Consider the following 16,511-nt stretch of genomic DNA (forward strand, 5'->3'; position numbering starts at 1 on the left):
GAGAGTGATCAGAAGTGGCGGATAAATTTCAATTTAATGTAAAAGTAAACCCGGCTGTTGCTATGGCTCTGATAAAGGATGGTATGGGTACGGGGGCGGAGCTGCTGCACGAAGAGCTGAACAACGTTGGTGAAGGCCGGATGATTGGAACGCTCGTATATGAACGTTATTTTCTCCGTTCCGGTAATCAGGCGGCAATGGTGATTATTGCGGATAATCTGCAGGGAGTATGTAACATCCGGCTGATCTCAGCAGGAAGCTCGAATAGTATGATCTTTAAAGTAGACTGGGGCGCAGGTCGAAGCTTCGCTTCATCCGTCGCCAAGATTCTGTCTGAATATACAATTGAATAACAAAAAACAGGCAGCATGGGCACGGTTCATTCGTGCGATGCTGCCTGCTTGCGTCTATACGTATACATTTTCCATTGATAATGGATAAAGCAGCCGATGCAAAAGCCAAAAAGGGCGACTGTTGCGGCAGTGGCTACAAGAGTTGTAAAGATGACGGCTGCAATTGTCCAGCCAGCAAGGTAACTGATAAGCCCTGCCGCCAGGCAGAAGACCGCTATGCTCTGATTGAACTGCTGCTGATCCCAGTCTTCCTGAAGATAGGAGGAGCGCTCTTGGCGGAGAAATAGTCCAGCCAGCTTGATGACCGGATTATAGCCGAACACAAGTCCGGAAATACCGGCTGCCAAAGGCAATGCCAGAATCCAATGAGCCCCTGTTAACCAGGAGAGCAGTACAGTGACCACAATAAAGGCCTGATTGGTTTTGACTAAGGGTCTGGGAATATTCTTCGGCTTGAGACGTTCTGCCACTCAATAACACACCTTTCAGATTGGAATAATAAAATTATACTGGATCTCCTATTGGCTGGCAATAAAAAACATTCAAGAACAAGCGGAAGGTATGTAAAAGCAGTGTTAAATCTTAAAATTGAATTATTTTACTGTTGACATATTATTAAATATTGTGGTTTTATTATATAGACCGATTGTTATAAAAGGTAAAGGAAGTGTTGAGCTTGTCGAACAAGCACAATACGCGTGAGGCGATTGTGGATACCGCTTCAAAATTGTTTTTTACACAAGGCTATCACGCGACCGGCCTGAATCAGATTATTAAAGACAGTGACTCACCCAAGGGATCGCTTTATTATTACTTTCCCCGCGGCAAAGAGGAGCTGGCTTTGACCTGTATCAGCCGGACAAGTGAATTTGTTGCCCAGCTGCTTAGTCATTATGCAGAGACACAGTCGAGTACAACCGCCATGATACAGGATTTCATACTGGAAGTGGCCAGAAAGGCGGAGGAAACCTCATTTGAAGGCTTCGTTCCGTTCAGCTTCTGGGTCGCCGTTGAAACCTCCTGTGTCAGTGACGAGCTGCGCTCAGCCTGTCAGGCAGTCTTTAAGGACTGGCAGGATGTTATCATGCACAGTCTGCTGAAAGAAGGCGTTGATGCACAGCTTGCCTCTGACAAGGCTTCTGTTATCGTTTCGCTGTACGAAGGTGCGCTGCTTCAGGCCCTGACTTACAAAAGCACACAGCCGCTGCTTGCCGCGGTACAGGTTATTCCGGCCATACTGGGTTAACAAACAGAAAGACAGAGAGAAAGAGAAATTACACAAATCAGGAGGATACAAGAGTGGAAGCAACAATGCAAGGCAAGCAACAACCAGAGGTAAAGAAATTTAAAACCATCCCGATTCTTGTTTCCTTACTGCTCGCCGGCTTCATCGGCATGTTCAGTGAAACGGCGCTGAATGTCGCGCTGTCAGACTTAATGAATATTCTGCAGATTACAGCATCAACGGCACAATGGCTGACAACCGCCTATCTGCTGACACTGGGCATCCTGGTTCCAATTTCCGGTATGCTGCTGCAATGGTTTACAACGAGACAGCTGTTTGTAGCTGCGGTAAGCTTCTCGATCGTGGGAACCTTTATTGCCGCGATGGCACCGTCTTTTGAAATCCTGCTTCTTGCACGTGTGGTGCAAGCGATGGGTACGGCACTACTGCTGCCACTGATGTTCAATACGATCCTGGTCATTATTCCGCCTGAAAAAAGAGGAGGAGCGATGGGACTCATCGGTCTCGTCATCATGGTTGCACCTGCGATCGGCCCTACAATTGCCGGTCTGCTGATCTCCAACCTGACCTGGCACTGGATCTTCTGGCTGTCGCTTCCGTTCCTTGTAATGTCCCTGATCAGCGGAATTCTCTTCATGCAGAACGTCTCTGAGGTTACCAAGCCGAAGATTGATGTACTGTCCATTATTCTGTCCTCCGCCGGTTTCGGCGGTATCGTATTTGGCTTCAGCAGCGCCGGTGAAGAAGGCGGCTGGGGAAGCACTAAGGTTATTGCTGCGATTGCCGTCGGCGTGATTGCCCTTGTGCTGTTCGTCATCCGCCAGCTGACTATGAAGCAGCCGATGATTAACCTGCGTGCTTTTAAATATCCGATGTTTACAGTAGCTGTATTGATGATCTTTATCTGTATGATGATCATTCTCTCCTCCATGCTGATTCTTCCGATGTATCTTCAGCAGGGTCAGGGCTACTCGGCGTTCAAAGCAGGTCTCCTGCTCTTGCCGGGCGGTATTATCAATGGTCTGATGTCACCGATTATGGGCCGTTTGTTCGATAAATATGGTCCAAAATGGCTTGTTATTCCGGGTCTGGTAGTAGTAGCAGTATCGCTGTGGTTCTTCTCCAGCATTACCACTACTTCGACTGTGATTTTCGTAATTGTTCTGCACAGCGCGCTGATGATCGGGATTTCGATGATCATGATGCCTGCACAGACAAACGGCATCAATCAGCTGCCGCTGGAATACTATCCCCACGGTACGGCAATCATGAACACACTGCAGCAGGTTGCCGGCGCGATCGGTACTGCACTTGCTGTCAGCATCATGACTTCCGGTACGAAAAGCTACATGGAAACTGTAACCGACGCTACCAACCCGCTGAATGGTCTGGCTGCCTTTACCCACGGGGTACAGAATGCCTTTGTATTCGGAATGGTGATGGCTGTGATCGGCCTGATCGTTGCCTTCTTCATCAAACGTGTAGTGATACAGCATAAATCACAGGCACCGATGCACTAATCTAATATTATCCATTGAGAGGCATATCCGCATTGCGGGTATGCCTTTTTTACATATACTGGACTTTAACCGGAGGATCATGTATGTTATACATAGATTTACGAGGTATAGCCAGCGTAGGGAGTGAGAGGAATGAAGGTGGGCAAGGAGATGCTGAAGGGCAGCACAGGAACATTGGTTTTGACCCTGCTGCAGGACAAGCCGCATTACGGCTATGAATTAATTAAAGAATTGGAGCGGCGGTCACAGGGAGTATTTGAGCTAAAGGAAGGGACGCTGTATCCGATCCTGCATGCCATGGAGAGCGAGCGCTGGGTGGAAGCGTACTGGGAGGAGGTAGAGGGGCGCAGCCGCAAGTATTACCGGATTCTTGATGCAGGAAGGCAGAAGCTGGCGGAGAAAAAAGCAGAGTGGCACTTATTTAAAGGAGCAGTAGATGGGGTGTTGGGGGAAGGAGGGGGAGTAAGCTGAAGCAGCAGGATAATCGGGAGAATTTTCTGCATGAGGTATGCAGAGAAATTAAAGCAAAGGAGATGCACGCGGACATCCGCCGGGAATTGGCAGGGCATCTTGAGGATCTGATCGAAGAAAAGCAAAGCAAGGGAATGTCCGAAGAACAGGCTATATCTGAAGCCATCCGCCAAATGGGTGATCCCCAAACGCTCGGTAAAGGTTTACACAAAATTCACCGGCCCAAAACGCCGTGGAGTCTGATTAGTGCTTTACTAATATTTTCCGCAATTAGCCTGACTGGATTAAGTTCTGTGGAAGCGGCCGGTGCATTACCGCAACCTGATTTCAATCTTGTCAGGAATCAGATGATCTATCTGCTGCTGGGCTGTCTGATTATGTGTGGAATGTACTTCATTGATTTCCGCAAGCTGCAAAGAGGAGTGTGGTGGCTGTATGGAGGTGCAATTGCCGGAATAGTATATAGTGTGCTGTATGGCTTTTCGGCTGGAGGCAGCAGGTATTTTCTGGCCAAGGGAGGCTTCGCAATTGATTTCATATCTTACAGTCCTTACATACTGCTGATTGGACTTGCCGGAATTTTATCACAAACTAAAACAGCTGTGAACATAAATAAGCTAAGAGGAGTATGGATTGATCTCACAGTACTGTTCATTCCAGTATGTGCCTTTTGGTGGGCGGGAGTATGGCCTGAGCTATTAACTTATCTAATCTGTGCACTTGTGCTTTACACCTGGATTACCGGAGCCTGGCTTCGTTCTATTATTGCAGGCGGACTGATCCTGATCTCCGGTACAGCATACGTCTGGAATAATCAGCAAATCCGGCAGCGGATCACCGGAGCGTTTAATCATACGCTTGATCCTGACGGCAGCGGGTATGTGTATAAGGTACTAAATGAAACGTTTGCAGCAGCGGGCTGGCGCGGGCACGGGTTCGGAGCGAGGCTGGAGAGTCTTCCGTATCTCTATACCGATATGCTGCCGGCCTATCTGATTAATTGCTTTGGCTGGAGTGGAGGCTTACTGCTAATTGCAGCAGCTGTGTGGTTTTTTATCCGGCTGTTCTCCGCCTTCAAGGCAGTAAGGGAGCCGTATGGACGGGCCGTAATTCTGGTTTTATCGTTGATGCTGGCGCTAAGGATTGCCTATGGTTTGAGTATAATAAGTGGTAAAATGGTGCTGACAAGCCTTCCGTTTCCTTTTCTGAATTACGGTAATCATGTACTGATAGAATTTGCCGTGCTGGGTCTGCTTATGGGCATTTACCGGCGGAAGGATATTATACCTGCACAGGAGAATGAAAGGGGAGCAGCCGCTTAATGAGGGAGACAAGGCCAGCACGAGGCTGGTTACTGGCAGCAGTCATGCTGATCTGCGGCGGTGCAGTCCTGTATACGGACTACCAAGCTGCCGCACAGGCCGCAACCGGCCAGGATACAGCATGGAAACCGGCGATCAACAACGTGATGAAGAAGAATAAACTGCCATCCGGATTCGTCTACCTCGATGAAGTGATCCCGGAAGCTCAGTATCAGATCAGATACTATGGCAAATATAATTTTACAGGTGCACCCGTCAGCGGGTATAAGGCACCCCTGGCAATCGCGACCTCCAAAGCGGCAACCGCCCTGAAAAAGGTGAGTGAGGATTTGTCAGCCAAAGGATATATTCTGAGAATCTACGATGCCTACCGTCCGCAAAAGGCTGTTAACCGGTTTGTTGCGTGGTCCCGGGATGCTTCGGATATTATCAATAAGCAGCTCTATTATCCGGAGCTCGATAAGCAGAACCTGTTTCAGCTTGGATTTATTTCGAAGAAATCAGGGCATTCCCGGGGAAGTACGGTCGATCTGACGCTGGCCGACAAAAAAACGGGCACCCTTGTCGATATGGGCAGCCCGTATGATTTTTTCGGTGAAATTTCTTACTATAATACTACCCTGGTCAGCACCGCCCAGCACCAGAACCGTAAAATCCTGAAGGATGCGATGGTCAAGCAGGGCTTTAAGCCGTATGCCAAGGAATGGTGGCATTTTACGCTGATCAATGAGCCTTATCCGGCCAAATATTTTGATTTTAATGTAGAGTAGAACTTATCTTAATATAAGAGCAGCAGAGATACTATCTGGACATTAATACTGGAAGCTCCTCGAGCAGACGGGTCCGGGTTATCAGATCATCAAAGTTCCATTTGCTGTCAGTAACGTACACATGGCCATTCTTCACCGCAGGGATGGTCTTCCAGATCGGCCCTTCCATTAATTCCTGCACGGCGGCGGAGGTTTCCGCCGTCTCATCACCGAGCACAAACACCTCGTCACCGGCATATTCAGCCAGAACCTCGGCGGATATTTCTGCGAACCGCTCGTCCTTGTCAATCATCTCCTGAACTTTAGAGGCGGGTTTGAAGCCCAGCATATCGTACAGCGACACTGAAATCCCCTGATGACCCATCACATAAAGCGTCTTACCGAGCTGCAGATAGATTGTAGCCGTGTCACCGGAGCCGGGGTCCAGCTTGAGCTGATCTTTGACATCCGCAGCTTTTGCTTCATATTCTGCAATCTTTAGATCTGCTACGCTCTCCATACCCAGTACAGTAGCAATCATCTTAAGGCGCTCATAGGTGCCGCCTTCCCCGATTACAACCGTAGGGGCAATTGCGGCTGCCGATTCGATTCCTGATTCATCCCAGTCATTAAACAGAATGAGGTCAGGATCAAGGGCTACAATTTTTTCAAGTGACGGGGGATACCCGACATCCTCAATGCCTTTGAGCAGGTCCGGGTAGGCTACCTGTGTCCCGATAACACTGAGACTGGCTCCGATGGGCTTTATGCCCAGGGCGAGCAGATCGCCGGGATCACTGCCGATATAGACAATCCGCTGCGGATGAACCGGAATGTCAGTCTGACGGCCTTTTGCATCTGTAAAGCTCCGGGAATCGCCAGCAGCAGAGGCTTGCGCTGTGGCAGCAGCGGCCGGTTCAGCAGTCTGTGCCGGAGTTGCAGTAGCGGATGCCTCAGCATTCCCGGCACTGTTATTGGCGCTGCTGCCGCAGGCAGCCAGCACAAGAACGAGGAGAATCGTGCTGCAAAGCAATGATAGGTAACTTTTTAATGTGAACATGTTAAACCCCTCTCTATTTAATAATGATAATCATTATCACTATTGCTGGATATGAATTTACCATATCTGTTTTCTTTGCACAAGACACTTGTCCCTAAAGAATATAATCTTTATGCCAATCAGAGCTTGTTTTACATAAAACAGGTTATTACTGGCAGCAAATCGGTTATTGTTAACTATAAGACTATTCCCTGCAGTCAGCGTGCATAATAATTCTAATACAGGAGAGGTGTGATCGGGATGAAGAGCAAAGTCGCAGCTGTTATCCTTAGTATTCTGTTATTGGCAGCAGGAACAGGGATATGGACAGTAAATGAGGCAAAAGCAGCCGCAGGCCTGAGTGTTGTTGTTAACGGACAAGCCGTGCAGCTGGCAGATTCGTCTACTTACAAGAACGGTACAAATGTATTGGTACCCTTGCGTGAGGTTGCTGAGGCGCTGAAATACAAAATCACCTATAAAGGCAGTACGGGTACGGTTCAGCTCAGCCGTGCAGCAGAAATAATTGAATTCCGGCTGGGCAACAAGGAAATTATTCTGGCCGACAAGCAAAAGGTAGCATATGAAGGCACGATTGAGACTAGACAGGGTAGGCTGTATGTACCGCTGTCTTTTCTAACCTCTCTTGGACTGGTTGCCGGTTATAATCCGTTAAGTAATCTGGCAGAGATTTATTCGCCTGAGGTAACGGCGGGAGCGGTAACCACATTGCTCGCGACAGGACAGTATGAGGAGCTGCAGAAAAGATATATCAGCGGCGGCAGCCAGACTGCTGACCTGCCTCTGATCCGCCAGAGCTGGGAGCAGGTGGCGGGCACCGCGGGAAATTATATGGGAGTAAAATCTGCAGTGAGCACCTGGAAGGACGATGCCTTCATTATTGAGAGCACCTTGGCATTTTCATCATCAGAAGCAGTATTGACGCTGATTGTCGATAATACCGGTAAATTGACTGCGCTGAAGCTTGCGCCTGCGGCGGCTGAGAAGGCTCAGGCGAATCCGCATTAATTAATTCTTATCTGGATAGCTAACAAAACAGCCCCGGTGGCTTCATGCCGGGGCTGTTTGTGTATCCGTCTATAAATCGGCCCTGCGCTTCCTGAAGCTGCGCAGCGGATGGTGAACTGCGGGCATTTTGCCAAGCAACTCAGATGCGACAATACCCAGCATTACCAGCGCAGCACCGGCATACCCCTGCATCGACAGCTGCTCCCCCGCGAACCAGTAGCCGAAGAAAGCTGCGAATACCGGCTCCAGGGAGAAGATCAGTCCGGTTCGGGTCGGAGTAGTGAACTTCTGGGCAACAGGCTGAAGGATGAAACCGCAGGCGCTGCAGAGAATGCCAAGGGCCAGAATGGCGATCCAGCCGGGCATCGAGGAGGGAAATGCAGGTGTCTCAAAAATAATTGAGAAAACCAGCGCATAGCCTCCGGCGAAGCCAAGCTGCAGGATACCGATATTCAGTGAGTCGCAGCTTTTGACCGCTTTAGACGTGACAAGAATCTGCACGGCATAGAAGAGGGCTGCCAGAATGCAGAGGAAATCGCCGGGCTGTATACTCAGTGAGGTATTAAGCGTGAGCAGCCCGATGCCTGCGATTGCGAGTGCAGTGCCGAAAACCTGCGGCGGGGCGACCTTTTTGCGGAAGACCAGGACCTCAAGCAGCGGCACAAACACAACGGTCAGCGCAACCAGAAAACCGGCGTTCGAGGTTGTGGTCGTTTGCAGTCCGAAGGTAATGCAGGTGAACACGCCAAACAGCAGGGCACCCAGCAGAGCCCCGTATTGTAATGTACGGAGATTGATGCTGCGCAGCCTTTTATGGAATAGTGCAGCCGCAAGTACAAAGGCGAGACCGAAGCGCAGGGCGATCAGGTTAAATTCTCCCAGGGAACCAAGACCCATTTTCATAAAAATGTAGGAGGAGCCCCAAAACAGCGTTACCATTAAGAGCAGCAGCTCGGCCTTAAGCGGCTTCATTCGTATCATCAGCATCCTTTTTCTTATCATGTGATTATAGTATAATACTGCCAAATACATAAGGTAACTGAATGTTTATCATGGAATACATGAGGATAATTCATGTAACTGCAGGAGCTGATAAATTGAGTCTTACAAAATATGAGGTGTTCTTGACTGTCGTGGAGCTGGGCAGTTTAACACGAGCAGCAGAGGCACTGGGCTTTACCCAATCGGGAATCAGCCACACGATCAGCAGTCTGGAGAATGAATTCGGTTTTACTCTGCTGGTGAGGAGCCGTTCAGGAGTCAGGCTGACGGTTAACGGGGAGCAGGTGGTGCCGGCGATGCGGGAAATCCTTAAGTGGAATGAGCAGCTGAAGCAGCAGGTGGCTGATATTCACGGGCTGGAGACCGGTACGATAACTATTGGTACCTTTACCAGTGTATCGGTACACTGGCTGCCCGGGATGATCAAGGAATTCCGCAGGGAGTACCCGTATATTGAATTTAAGCTAATGGATGGCGGGTATTACGAAATTGAGCAGTGGATTGATGCAGGCATTGTTGACTGCGGCTTTATCTCCCTGCCGACACGCGATAAATTCGAGGTGTTTCCGCTGAAGCAGGACAGGATGCTTGCAGTTCTTTCCAGGGAACATCCATTATCCGGAGCACCGTATATGCCGCTTGCTCAGATTGCCCATGAGGATTTCATTATCCAGAAGCCCGGCTCAGATTATGACGCCCGGCGTGTACTGGACAAGGCGGGAATAAAAGCGAATATAAAATTTACAGCAGGGGATGATTCGGCGATTATTGCGATGGTGGAAAACGGGCTGGGCATCAGCATTTTGCCGGAGATGATTATCACCCGCCAGAATCACAACGTAGCCATGCTTGAGCTGGAGGAGCGGAGCTTCCGTTCGCTGGGGATAGCTGTACATTCGCTGAAGGACGCTTCACCTGCTACACGGCGGTTTTTGAAGCATGTACAGGAGTGGCTGAAATAATGTACGGACAGAATTCGTAATAGGGAGGCTGAAATGACTATTAATAAAGATATACTGCGTGCAAAAGCTATGGAAATGTTCGCTATTCCCGGCCATTACAGGCTGGTTGCGGAGGATGATACACCTGCCGGACAGCCTGTGAACCGGACTTTTGTCTGGGAGGACCCTGAGAGTCCGGAGACAGCAGTTGAAATCGGGCTGGATTTGGCTACCGGTGCTCTTGTCAACGCGGATGTAAAGACCCTTTTCTGCAAGGGGTTTCTGAGCCAGGCAGCTGTAAGCAGCCCAGAACTTGCCAGGGAAATGGCAGACGGCTTCGTGGCTCATTATGTGCGGGAAGCGGATCATTATTCTTGGATTGAGACACTTCATAGCACAGGCTACAGGTTTGCCTACAGAGAAGAAGCAGGCGGCCTGCCGCTGCCGTATACCGGCTGTGAGATTGTTCTGGATCAGCAAATGGAAAATATCCGTTACAGGTACCACCGTAGAGTTGCTCCGCTTCCGGAATGGCCGTCAAGGATTCTGCAGCAGCATTTAATAATGGATCAGATACTGGACCAAAGCCGGATGGAGCTCCAGATCGCTGCCATTCCAGCGCAAAGCGGAGACATGGAGGCAGAATTCCGGCTCGTTTATCAGCTGTTGTCCGGGATGTGGCTGATCGATGCGGTGACCGGCGAGGATCTATACGGAGCTGAGCATTACGCCTTACCGCCAAGCTATCCGCTGATTCCGGGTAACAGTGAGAATACAAGAGTTAAATCTGAATCTAACGCGCTCCTTAATATTTCTGAATGGGAAAATCTGCTTGGAATTGCCCCAAATGAACTTGTGCTTGATAAAACAGAGGATGATGAGTGTCTGTATTTAACCTATAATCTAATAAGCATGAAGCCAGCCGGCCCAGAATCTACAACGCTCTCTTTGCACAATTACTTAAATAATAAATGGGCAGAAACAGTTAAACAGCGGAAAGCGCCGTACAGGCTGGAGATTGAAAAGACGACGGGAATGCTTCTGCGGTTTCACCGTTATGAAACGGGCAGGCAACCGCAGTCCGGAAGCCTGGGCCGCAAGGAATGCTGGCAAAAGGCAGAGCGGTTTCTGGGCAGTGTGTTTCCTGAATATGCGGCCTGGCTGCGGCTGGAGGAACCGGCAGATGCCGATCACAGTGAAGAGCGCAGCAGTGAATTATTCTGTTTGCCTGTTTACAGGGGAGATACACCTGCTCAGGGAGAACTGGTTATGGTCAATGTAAACACATCAACCGGGCAAGTTAGTCATTATAAAGGGACTTCAGGCTTAATGCTACAGCAGCTGAAGCAAGTGAGTCTGCACCCGGAGCTCAGTCCGGATGAAGCCCTGGAGGCCTGTAAAAACTCCCTTGAGCTCGAGCTCAAATGGCAAAGGATGACTGACCTGGACAATAATCAGTTCTGTTACCGGCTGATTTATGGACTCAGTGCTCTTCAGGATAAAGATGGATCACAGGCTGCCGGTATACAGAAACAACGATATGTTGATGCCCTCACCGGAGCCCTTGTTTAGGGATGGAGCGGAGGGGGAGAATTCCGGAGATGCAAGGTGAATTCCATAGAATCAGAATGTTTATGGTACAATAATAGAAGTTTTACATGAAAGCGAATTCATTCAAGGAGGAGTATGATGAAACAGCTTCGCATTGGAATGATCGGGTACAAGTTTATGGGTAAGGCACACAGTAATGCATACCGCAGTCTGCCGATGTTTTTTCCGCAGGCGCTGAAGCCGGAGATGGCAGTGATCTGCGGCCGTAATGAAGAGGCGGTATCCGCGGCGGCCGGCCAGCTGGGCTGGTCTGAGAGTGTAACGGACTGGCAGGAGCTGGTCTCAAGAGAAGATATTGACCTTATAGATATCAATGCGCCAAGCAACGTCCATAAGGAAATCGCACTGGCGGCTGCGAAGGCGGGCAAGCATATTTTCTGCGAAAAGCCGCTCGCGCTGAATCTGGCAGATTCGCGTGAAATGCTGGAAGCAGCCGACGCAGCCGGGGTTAAGCATATGATCGGCTTCAATTACCGCTTCTCCCCGGCGGTGCGGCTGGCAAAGCGGCTGATTGATAGCGGGAGGCTCGGGCAAATCTATCATTTCCGCGCCTGGTTTCTGCAGGACTGGATTCTGGATCCTGAATTTCCGCTTGTCTGGAGGCTGCAGAAGGAGGTCGCGGGCTCGGGTTCACACGGTGATCTGGGTGCCCATCTGATCGATCTGGCCCATTTCCTGGTCGGGAATGTCCAGGAGGTAATCGGCATGAGCGAAACCTTCGTCAAGGAGCGTCCGCTGGCCTCGGAGATGACCGGACTTAGCGCAAGAGCAGGCAAGGATGCGCCGAGAGGTCCTGTCACTGTAGATGATGCGACGCTGTTTCTGGCCCGTTTCACCGGCGGGGCTATCGGGAGCTTTGAGGCAACAAGGTTTGCTGCAGGACACCGTTCGACGAATGCTTTTGAAATCAACGGCAGCCTGGGCAGTGTAAAATTCGACTTTGAGCGGATGAACGAGCTGGAAGTCTATCTGACCTCCGATGCTGAGGATGTGCAGGGCTTCCGGCGTGTGCTTGCTACAGATCCGGCGCATGATTATGCGGAGGCCTGGTGGCCGCCTGGACATACAATCGGCTTCGAGCATACGTTCATCCATGAAATGCTGGAGCTGTCCTCCGCTATTGCCGAGGACCGTCAGCCTGAGCCTAATTTTAACGATGGTGTGAAGTGCCAGGCTGTACTGGAAGCGGTGGAGCGTTCCATTGAGGAGCGGCGCTGGGTTCAGATAACGGAGATGTAGACCTCTGCCTGTCATAACCAGCAACCTTTCCCTGCTTCTGCGCGTTTAGAAAAGTAGAAACTTATGGAAAGGAGGCTGAATATGTTCAAATGGAAAACAGCAGCAATCAGCCTCGGCCTCTTCAGCCTGCTGCTTGCAGGCTGCGGAGATGCCGGGGATGTAACCGGTAAGGCTGAACCCGCAGCAAGCGCTTCTCCTGCGCCGGTACAAGGGGCAGTAGTTCCTTCTGCCGGAATTACTGCGGCTGATCCGGAGAAGATTCAGCACTTCCTGGCAGATGAAAGCATACTCAACGGGGATATTTATCTGGAAGACAACAAGGTGCATGTCAACATCGTGGGATTGAATAGCGGGCTTGAGGATCGTTTTGCCGGCGAATTCACTAAGGACAGCTATAGTCTGCACGATGTGAAATATTCTGCCGGTGAGCTTGAAGCAGCCCAGCAGCTGCTGGCAGACAAGGACATGCACAAGCAGCTTAATCTTTACGGTTCCTGGATTGACGTCAAGCAGAACAAGCTTGGCATCACCGTACCGGACGATTACCTGAAAAATGCAGAAGAGACGCTGAACCAGCTGATCGATCCCGGCATGCTGCGCTTTGAGGTTCAGGAGCTGGGGGAGCCGAGTGTAACCGGAACCATTGTTGAAATGAAGTCCGGGCCTGTAGACAGTATTCTGATCCTGGAGCCGGGAAAAGAGAATCCGACCTACTGGTTCTCCTTCAATGACCGTTCAGAGCTATATGATGCCGCAGGACAGAGAATCGAATTTTCAGGACTGAAGAAAGGACAGCAGGTCCACATCTGGGGGACGGGAACGGTTCTGGAATCGCTGCCGGCCCAGGCTACCGTCCGGAGGATTGAATTGCTGGAGTAGCACTAAATAAGCAAGAGCACCCTTCACAAAAGCTGAAGAGTGCTCTTTTTGCGCGGGAGGGGTATTACTTTCTTGCTGCTGATGGAGTGACCCCTTTATATTGCTTGTACAGCTTTGTAAAGTAGTTGGGATTGTCACAGCCCACCCTGCCGGCAATTTCAGTTATGGTTGCATCCGTCTCCAGCAGCAGACGCTCAGCTTCATTGACCCTGCACAGGTTAACGTAATCGATAAAGGTACGTCCGGTCAGCTTTTTGAAGGTTTTGCAGAAATGGTAGGGATTGAGATTAACGAATTTTGCCGCAAAATCAATGCTGATCTTCTCGTCATAATGGCTGTCCAGATACTCCAGCAGCGGCTTAAAGCGCTCCCGGTTAACCGAATACCGCTCACTCTGCTGTCTTCCTTCAAGCTGCTGCGGGGGAAAGGAGCGGGCCAGCAGCGTAAAGAACAAATGCAGCTGGTTCTTCACCACAAGCTGAAAAGCAGGACCCTTAAGCTGCACTTCATTAATCACTGATTCTAGCAGGGGATAGTAAGCGGCGCAGGCAGAAAGATTCTCCGCCGGCTTAACAGGGAACTGGTACCTGTTCTCTAAATAGGGTGCCACAAACTGCTCATGCTGGGAATCCAGGTTCCTGTCCTTGAATAGTGAGGCATGGAACACAACGGAGACAAAGGCTATATCCCCGCCAGTGAGGCTGTAGCCGACATGAAGGCCGCCGGAAGGGACGACCAGCACATCGCCCGGTGCAGCAGGGTATGGTTTGCTGTCCACATGAAAGATAGCGCTGCCCTTTTGCATGACAATGATTTCAAAATGCTCATGCCAGTGCAGAAACAGAATATTCTGCTCCGGCCTGGCATCCCTGCATTCGTTGAAGAATACGCGGAAGGGATAGGTTTTCTCTTCAAGCTGGGGATATTCCTTGAGCTCTTTCGGATAGGACACGCCGGTATCAACTCCCACAAGATTCAGCTATATTAGCACAAGATAAGGAGAGATTTTGCTTAAAAGGAGCCTTATACTTGGTTTATTCAATTAACTATAAACCAATATTGGAGTGGTAGACAAGATGGAAGATACATTGAGAATCGGTACGCTGATCGGAGGCGGAGATGCAGTAAGAGTGATTCCGCAAATTGCGGGACATGGCTTTGAATCGTATAGCCTGACCTTCTGGCAGACTACAGGCAAGACGGATCTGGCTGACACGGCAGCCAGGGTGCGGGAGCTGGCTGAGGAGCACCGGTTTGTTATTTCGGCAATCGGGGTGTTTGGCAATCCCTTAACCGGCACCGGGGATAATGCGGACACGCTCGCCAGCTGGGAACGGCTGATCGATCATGCCCATTTATTCGGGACCGATATCGTAAACGGTTTCACCGGACGGCTGACCGGCTTGTCCATAGATGAATCTTTGCCGAAATTTGCTGAAGTCTTCGGCGAGCTGACCAAACGGGCGGCAGACAAAGGTGTCAGAATCGCCTTTGAGAACTGCTCCATGGACGGCAGCTGGAAGACCGGCGACTGGAATATTGCACATAATCCAACCGCCTGGGAAAAGATGTTCAATGCCGTTCCTGCTGACAATATCGGACTGGAGTGGGAGCCCTGCCATCAGATGGTGCAGCTGATTGATCCGATTCCGCAGCTGCGTAAATGGACGGATAAAATTTTTCATGTACACGGCAAGGATGCGACGATTGCCTGGGACATTGTGAAGGAGTACGGCATTCACGGTCCTAAAGACTATGTGTGGCACCGGACGCCGGGCTTCGGGGATACCAACTGGACGGATGTAATCAGCATACTGCGCCAAGCTGGCTATAAAGGTACCATTGATATTGAGGGCTGGCATGATCCTGTATATCGCGATCAGCTGGAAATGACAGGGCAGGTTCATGCGCTGAACTATCTGAAAACGTGCCGGGGCGGCAGCTTTGTCCCTAATCCGGTCTAAGGGAGGTTACAACATCGTGACAGCACAATATCGTGTGGCTGTGGCCGGCTGCGGAGCCATGGCAAATGAATGGATCAGCTATGCCGTGAAGCGGGCAGATACAGAAATTGTGGCTCTGGTTGATATCCGGATCGAGGCTGCTGAAGCAATGGCTGGCAAGCATAGTCTTGCTGCAGCTTCGTTTACGGATATTAAACAGGCCATTCTGGAGACCGGGGCAAATCTGGTATTCGACGTGACTATTCCCTCAAGCCATTATAATATTGCTACTGCTGCGCTTGAGCTCGGCTGCAGCGTATTCAGCGAGAAGCCGCTGGCTGAATCGCTTGAGCAGTGCACCAGGATTGTCGAGACAGCAGGACGGACCGGCCGCTCACATGCAGTGATGCAGAACCGCCGCTATGACCCGCGAATCCGCTCACTGCGTAAGCTGGTTGAAGACGGGGCGATCGGCCGGATTGGATACGTGGGAGCAAGCTTTTTCCTGGCGCCGCATTTCGGCGGCTTCCGTGATGCCATGGACAGCCCGCTGCTGCTGGATATGGCGATTCATACCTTCGATCAGGCGCGGTTTATCAGTGGAGCCGATCCGGTCAGCGTATACTGCCAGGAGCTCAATCCTCCAGGCTCGTGGTATGCCGGCAATGCTGCGGCGGTATGCATTTTTGAAATGTCGGACGGCTCCGTATTCTGCTATCAGGGCTCCTGGTGTGCCGAAGGGGCACCTACCTCCTGGGAGTCCTCCTGGCGGGTGCAGGGTGAGCGGGGAGCAATCCTTTGGGACGGCACTGAAATGCCTTATGCCGAGGTGGTCCGGGGCAGCGGAAATACGGAACAGTTCCTGCGGGAATTTGAGCGGATAGAAGCGGCTGAGTTTCCAATGGAGGAGACCTTCCATCACGGCTGCCTCCGCGAAATGTTCCAGTCGCTCATAGAGCGGCGTCCTGCTGAAACAGACTGCCGGGATAATCTGTATAGTATGGCTATGGTGTTCGGTGCACTGGAGAGTGCCAGAACGGGACGCAAGCTGGAGATTGCCAGTCTGCTGAATACTTCCGGTCTGGGGTCAACTCAGGAAGCACGAATCTAGGCGGTACCCAAAAAGCAAAGAGGCCGTACGCTGCATAAGCCTGCAGCGGAAACGGC

17 protein-coding genes are annotated in these 16,511 nt (G+C 50.6%); 13 read left to right on the forward strand and 4 right to left on the reverse strand.

Annotation, left to right across the window (positions count from 1 at the left end):
• The first annotated feature begins 14 nt into the window (after positions 1-14).
• Positions 15-353 (forward strand): DUF6054 family protein, encoded by a 339-nt coding sequence (locus R70723_RS14405; RefSeq protein WP_039872961.1) that lies wholly within the window; start codon positions 15-17, stop codon positions 351-353.
• 26 nt (positions 354-379) lie between these two features.
• On the opposite strand, the gene R70723_RS14410 is transcribed toward R70723_RS14405, so the two are convergent.
• The gene (locus R70723_RS14410; protein WP_039872962.1) at positions 380-823 is read right to left on the reverse strand and encodes a DUF4395 domain-containing protein; all 444 of its coding nucleotides are present in this window, start codon (positions 821-823) and stop codon (positions 380-382) included.
• A gap of 206 nt (positions 824-1,029) precedes the next feature.
• Between R70723_RS14410 and R70723_RS14415 the strand changes: the two genes are divergently transcribed.
• The 5 genes from R70723_RS14415 (at position 1,030) to R70723_RS14435 (ending at position 5,682) form a co-directional block, all read left to right on the forward strand.
• Entirely contained in the window at positions 1,030-1,599 is a 570-nt protein-coding gene (locus tag R70723_RS14415) for a TetR/AcrR family transcriptional regulator (protein ID WP_039872964.1), read from the forward strand.
• Positions 1,600-1,664: 65 nt separating this feature from the next.
• The gene (locus tag R70723_RS14420) at positions 1,665-3,119 is read left to right on the forward strand and encodes a DHA2 family efflux MFS transporter permease subunit (protein ID WP_039878770.1); all 1,455 of its coding nucleotides are present in this window, start codon (positions 1,665-1,667) and stop codon (positions 3,117-3,119) included.
• Positions 3,120-3,251: 132 nt separating this feature from the next.
• Positions 3,252-3,590, forward strand: a complete 339-nt coding sequence (locus R70723_RS14425; protein WP_039872965.1) for a PadR family transcriptional regulator — start codon at positions 3,252-3,254, stop codon at positions 3,588-3,590.
• Positions 3,591-3,652: 62 nt separating this feature from the next.
• Positions 3,653-4,912, forward strand: coding sequence for an FtsW/RodA/SpoVE family cell cycle protein (locus R70723_RS14430; RefSeq protein WP_039872967.1), 1,260 nt, complete (start codon positions 3,653-3,655; stop codon positions 4,910-4,912).
• Positions 4,912-5,682, forward strand: coding sequence for a M15 family metallopeptidase (locus tag R70723_RS14435; protein WP_197071805.1), 771 nt, complete (start codon positions 4,912-4,914; stop codon positions 5,680-5,682). Before R70723_RS14430 ends, R70723_RS14435 begins: the two co-directional genes overlap by 1 nt.
• A 31-nt stretch (positions 5,683-5,713) precedes the next feature.
• On the opposite strand, the gene R70723_RS14440 is transcribed toward R70723_RS14435, so the two are convergent.
• Positions 5,714-6,721, reverse strand: a complete 1,008-nt coding sequence (locus tag R70723_RS14440) for an ABC transporter substrate-binding protein (RefSeq protein ID WP_039872968.1) — start codon at positions 6,719-6,721, stop codon at positions 5,714-5,716.
• Between the two features lie 240 nt (positions 6,722-6,961).
• Here R70723_RS14440 and R70723_RS14445 point away from each other — a divergent pair, with 240 nt between their 5' ends.
• Positions 6,962-7,729, forward strand: a complete 768-nt coding sequence (locus tag R70723_RS14445; protein WP_039872970.1) for a stalk domain-containing protein — start codon at positions 6,962-6,964, stop codon at positions 7,727-7,729.
• A 69-nt stretch (positions 7,730-7,798) separates the two neighbouring features.
• Here R70723_RS14445 and R70723_RS14450 read toward each other — a convergent pair whose 3' ends face one another.
• Positions 7,799-8,701: a DMT family transporter gene (locus tag R70723_RS14450; protein ID WP_039872971.1), complete on the reverse strand. Its 903-nt coding sequence runs from the start codon at positions 8,699-8,701 to the stop codon at positions 7,799-7,801.
• A 125-nt stretch (positions 8,702-8,826) separates the two neighbouring features.
• Here R70723_RS14450 and R70723_RS14455 point away from each other — a divergent pair, with 125 nt between their 5' ends.
• From R70723_RS14455 to R70723_RS14470, 4 genes are all read left to right on the forward strand, one after another.
• Positions 8,827-9,693, forward strand: a complete 867-nt coding sequence (locus tag R70723_RS14455) for a LysR family transcriptional regulator (protein ID WP_039878772.1) — start codon at positions 8,827-8,829, stop codon at positions 9,691-9,693.
• A gap of 33 nt (positions 9,694-9,726) precedes the next feature.
• Positions 9,727-11,244, forward strand: coding sequence for a YcdB/YcdC domain-containing protein (locus R70723_RS14460; RefSeq protein ID WP_039872972.1), 1,518 nt, complete (start codon positions 9,727-9,729; stop codon positions 11,242-11,244).
• 114 nt (positions 11,245-11,358) lie between these two features.
• On the forward strand, positions 11,359-12,522 hold the full coding sequence (locus tag R70723_RS14465) for a Gfo/Idh/MocA family protein (protein ID WP_179087987.1): 1,164 nt from the start codon (positions 11,359-11,361) through the stop codon (positions 12,520-12,522).
• A gap of 81 nt (positions 12,523-12,603) precedes the next feature.
• Positions 12,604-13,401, forward strand: a complete 798-nt coding sequence (locus R70723_RS14470) for a DUF3221 domain-containing protein (RefSeq protein ID WP_039872974.1) — start codon at positions 12,604-12,606, stop codon at positions 13,399-13,401.
• 64 nt (positions 13,402-13,465) lie between these two features.
• Here R70723_RS14470 and R70723_RS14475 read toward each other — a convergent pair whose 3' ends face one another.
• The gene (locus R70723_RS14475) at positions 13,466-14,353 is read right to left on the reverse strand and encodes a helix-turn-helix domain-containing protein (protein WP_039872975.1); all 888 of its coding nucleotides are present in this window, start codon (positions 14,351-14,353) and stop codon (positions 13,466-13,468) included.
• A gap of 124 nt (positions 14,354-14,477) precedes the next feature.
• Here R70723_RS14475 and R70723_RS14480 point away from each other — a divergent pair, with 124 nt between their 5' ends.
• Both R70723_RS14480 and R70723_RS14485 read left to right on the forward strand, forming a co-directional pair.
• Positions 14,478-15,365: a sugar phosphate isomerase/epimerase family protein gene (locus R70723_RS14480; protein WP_039872976.1), complete on the forward strand. Its 888-nt coding sequence runs from the start codon at positions 14,478-14,480 to the stop codon at positions 15,363-15,365.
• Between the two features lie 16 nt (positions 15,366-15,381).
• Positions 15,382-16,455: a Gfo/Idh/MocA family protein gene (locus tag R70723_RS14485; RefSeq protein WP_039872977.1), complete on the forward strand. Its 1,074-nt coding sequence runs from the start codon at positions 15,382-15,384 to the stop codon at positions 16,453-16,455.
• Positions 16,456-16,511 lie beyond the last annotated feature (56 nt).

This window comes from Paenibacillus sp. FSL R7-0273, from assembly GCF_000758625.1.
Classification (GTDB): Bacteria; Bacillota; Bacilli; order Paenibacillales; family Paenibacillaceae; genus Paenibacillus_AQ.

Excerpts from the sequence above, each read along its gene's own strand:
- R70723_RS14420 (WP_039878770.1), top strand. The coding sequence starts at position 1,665 with ATGCAAGGCAAGCAACAACCAGAGGTAAAGAAATTTAAAACCATCCCG.
- R70723_RS14425 (WP_039872965.1), top strand. The coding sequence starts at position 3,252 with ATGAAGGTGGGCAAGGAGATGCTGAAGGGCAGCACAGGAACATTGGTT.
- R70723_RS14430 (WP_039872967.1), top strand. The coding sequence starts at position 3,653 with ATGCACGCGGACATCCGCCGGGAATTGGCAGGGCATCTTGAGGATCTG.
- R70723_RS14435 (WP_197071805.1), top strand. The coding sequence starts at position 4,912 with ATGAGGGAGACAAGGCCAGCACGAGGCTGGTTACTGGCAGCAGTCATG.
- R70723_RS14440 (WP_039872968.1), bottom strand. The coding sequence starts at position 6,721 with ATGTTCACATTAAAAAGTTACCTATCATTGCTTTGCAGCACGATTCTC.
- R70723_RS14445 (WP_039872970.1), top strand. The coding sequence starts at position 6,962 with ATGAAGAGCAAAGTCGCAGCTGTTATCCTTAGTATTCTGTTATTGGCA.
- R70723_RS14450 (WP_039872971.1), bottom strand. The coding sequence starts at position 8,701 with ATGAAGCCGCTTAAGGCCGAGCTGCTGCTCTTAATGGTAACGCTGTTT.
- R70723_RS14460 (WP_039872972.1), top strand. The coding sequence starts at position 9,727 with ATGACTATTAATAAAGATATACTGCGTGCAAAAGCTATGGAAATGTTC.
- R70723_RS14465 (WP_179087987.1), top strand. The coding sequence starts at position 11,359 with ATGATGAAACAGCTTCGCATTGGAATGATCGGGTACAAGTTTATGGGT.
- R70723_RS14470 (WP_039872974.1), top strand. The coding sequence starts at position 12,604 with ATGTTCAAATGGAAAACAGCAGCAATCAGCCTCGGCCTCTTCAGCCTG.
- R70723_RS14480 (WP_039872976.1), top strand. The coding sequence starts at position 14,478 with ATGGAAGATACATTGAGAATCGGTACGCTGATCGGAGGCGGAGATGCA.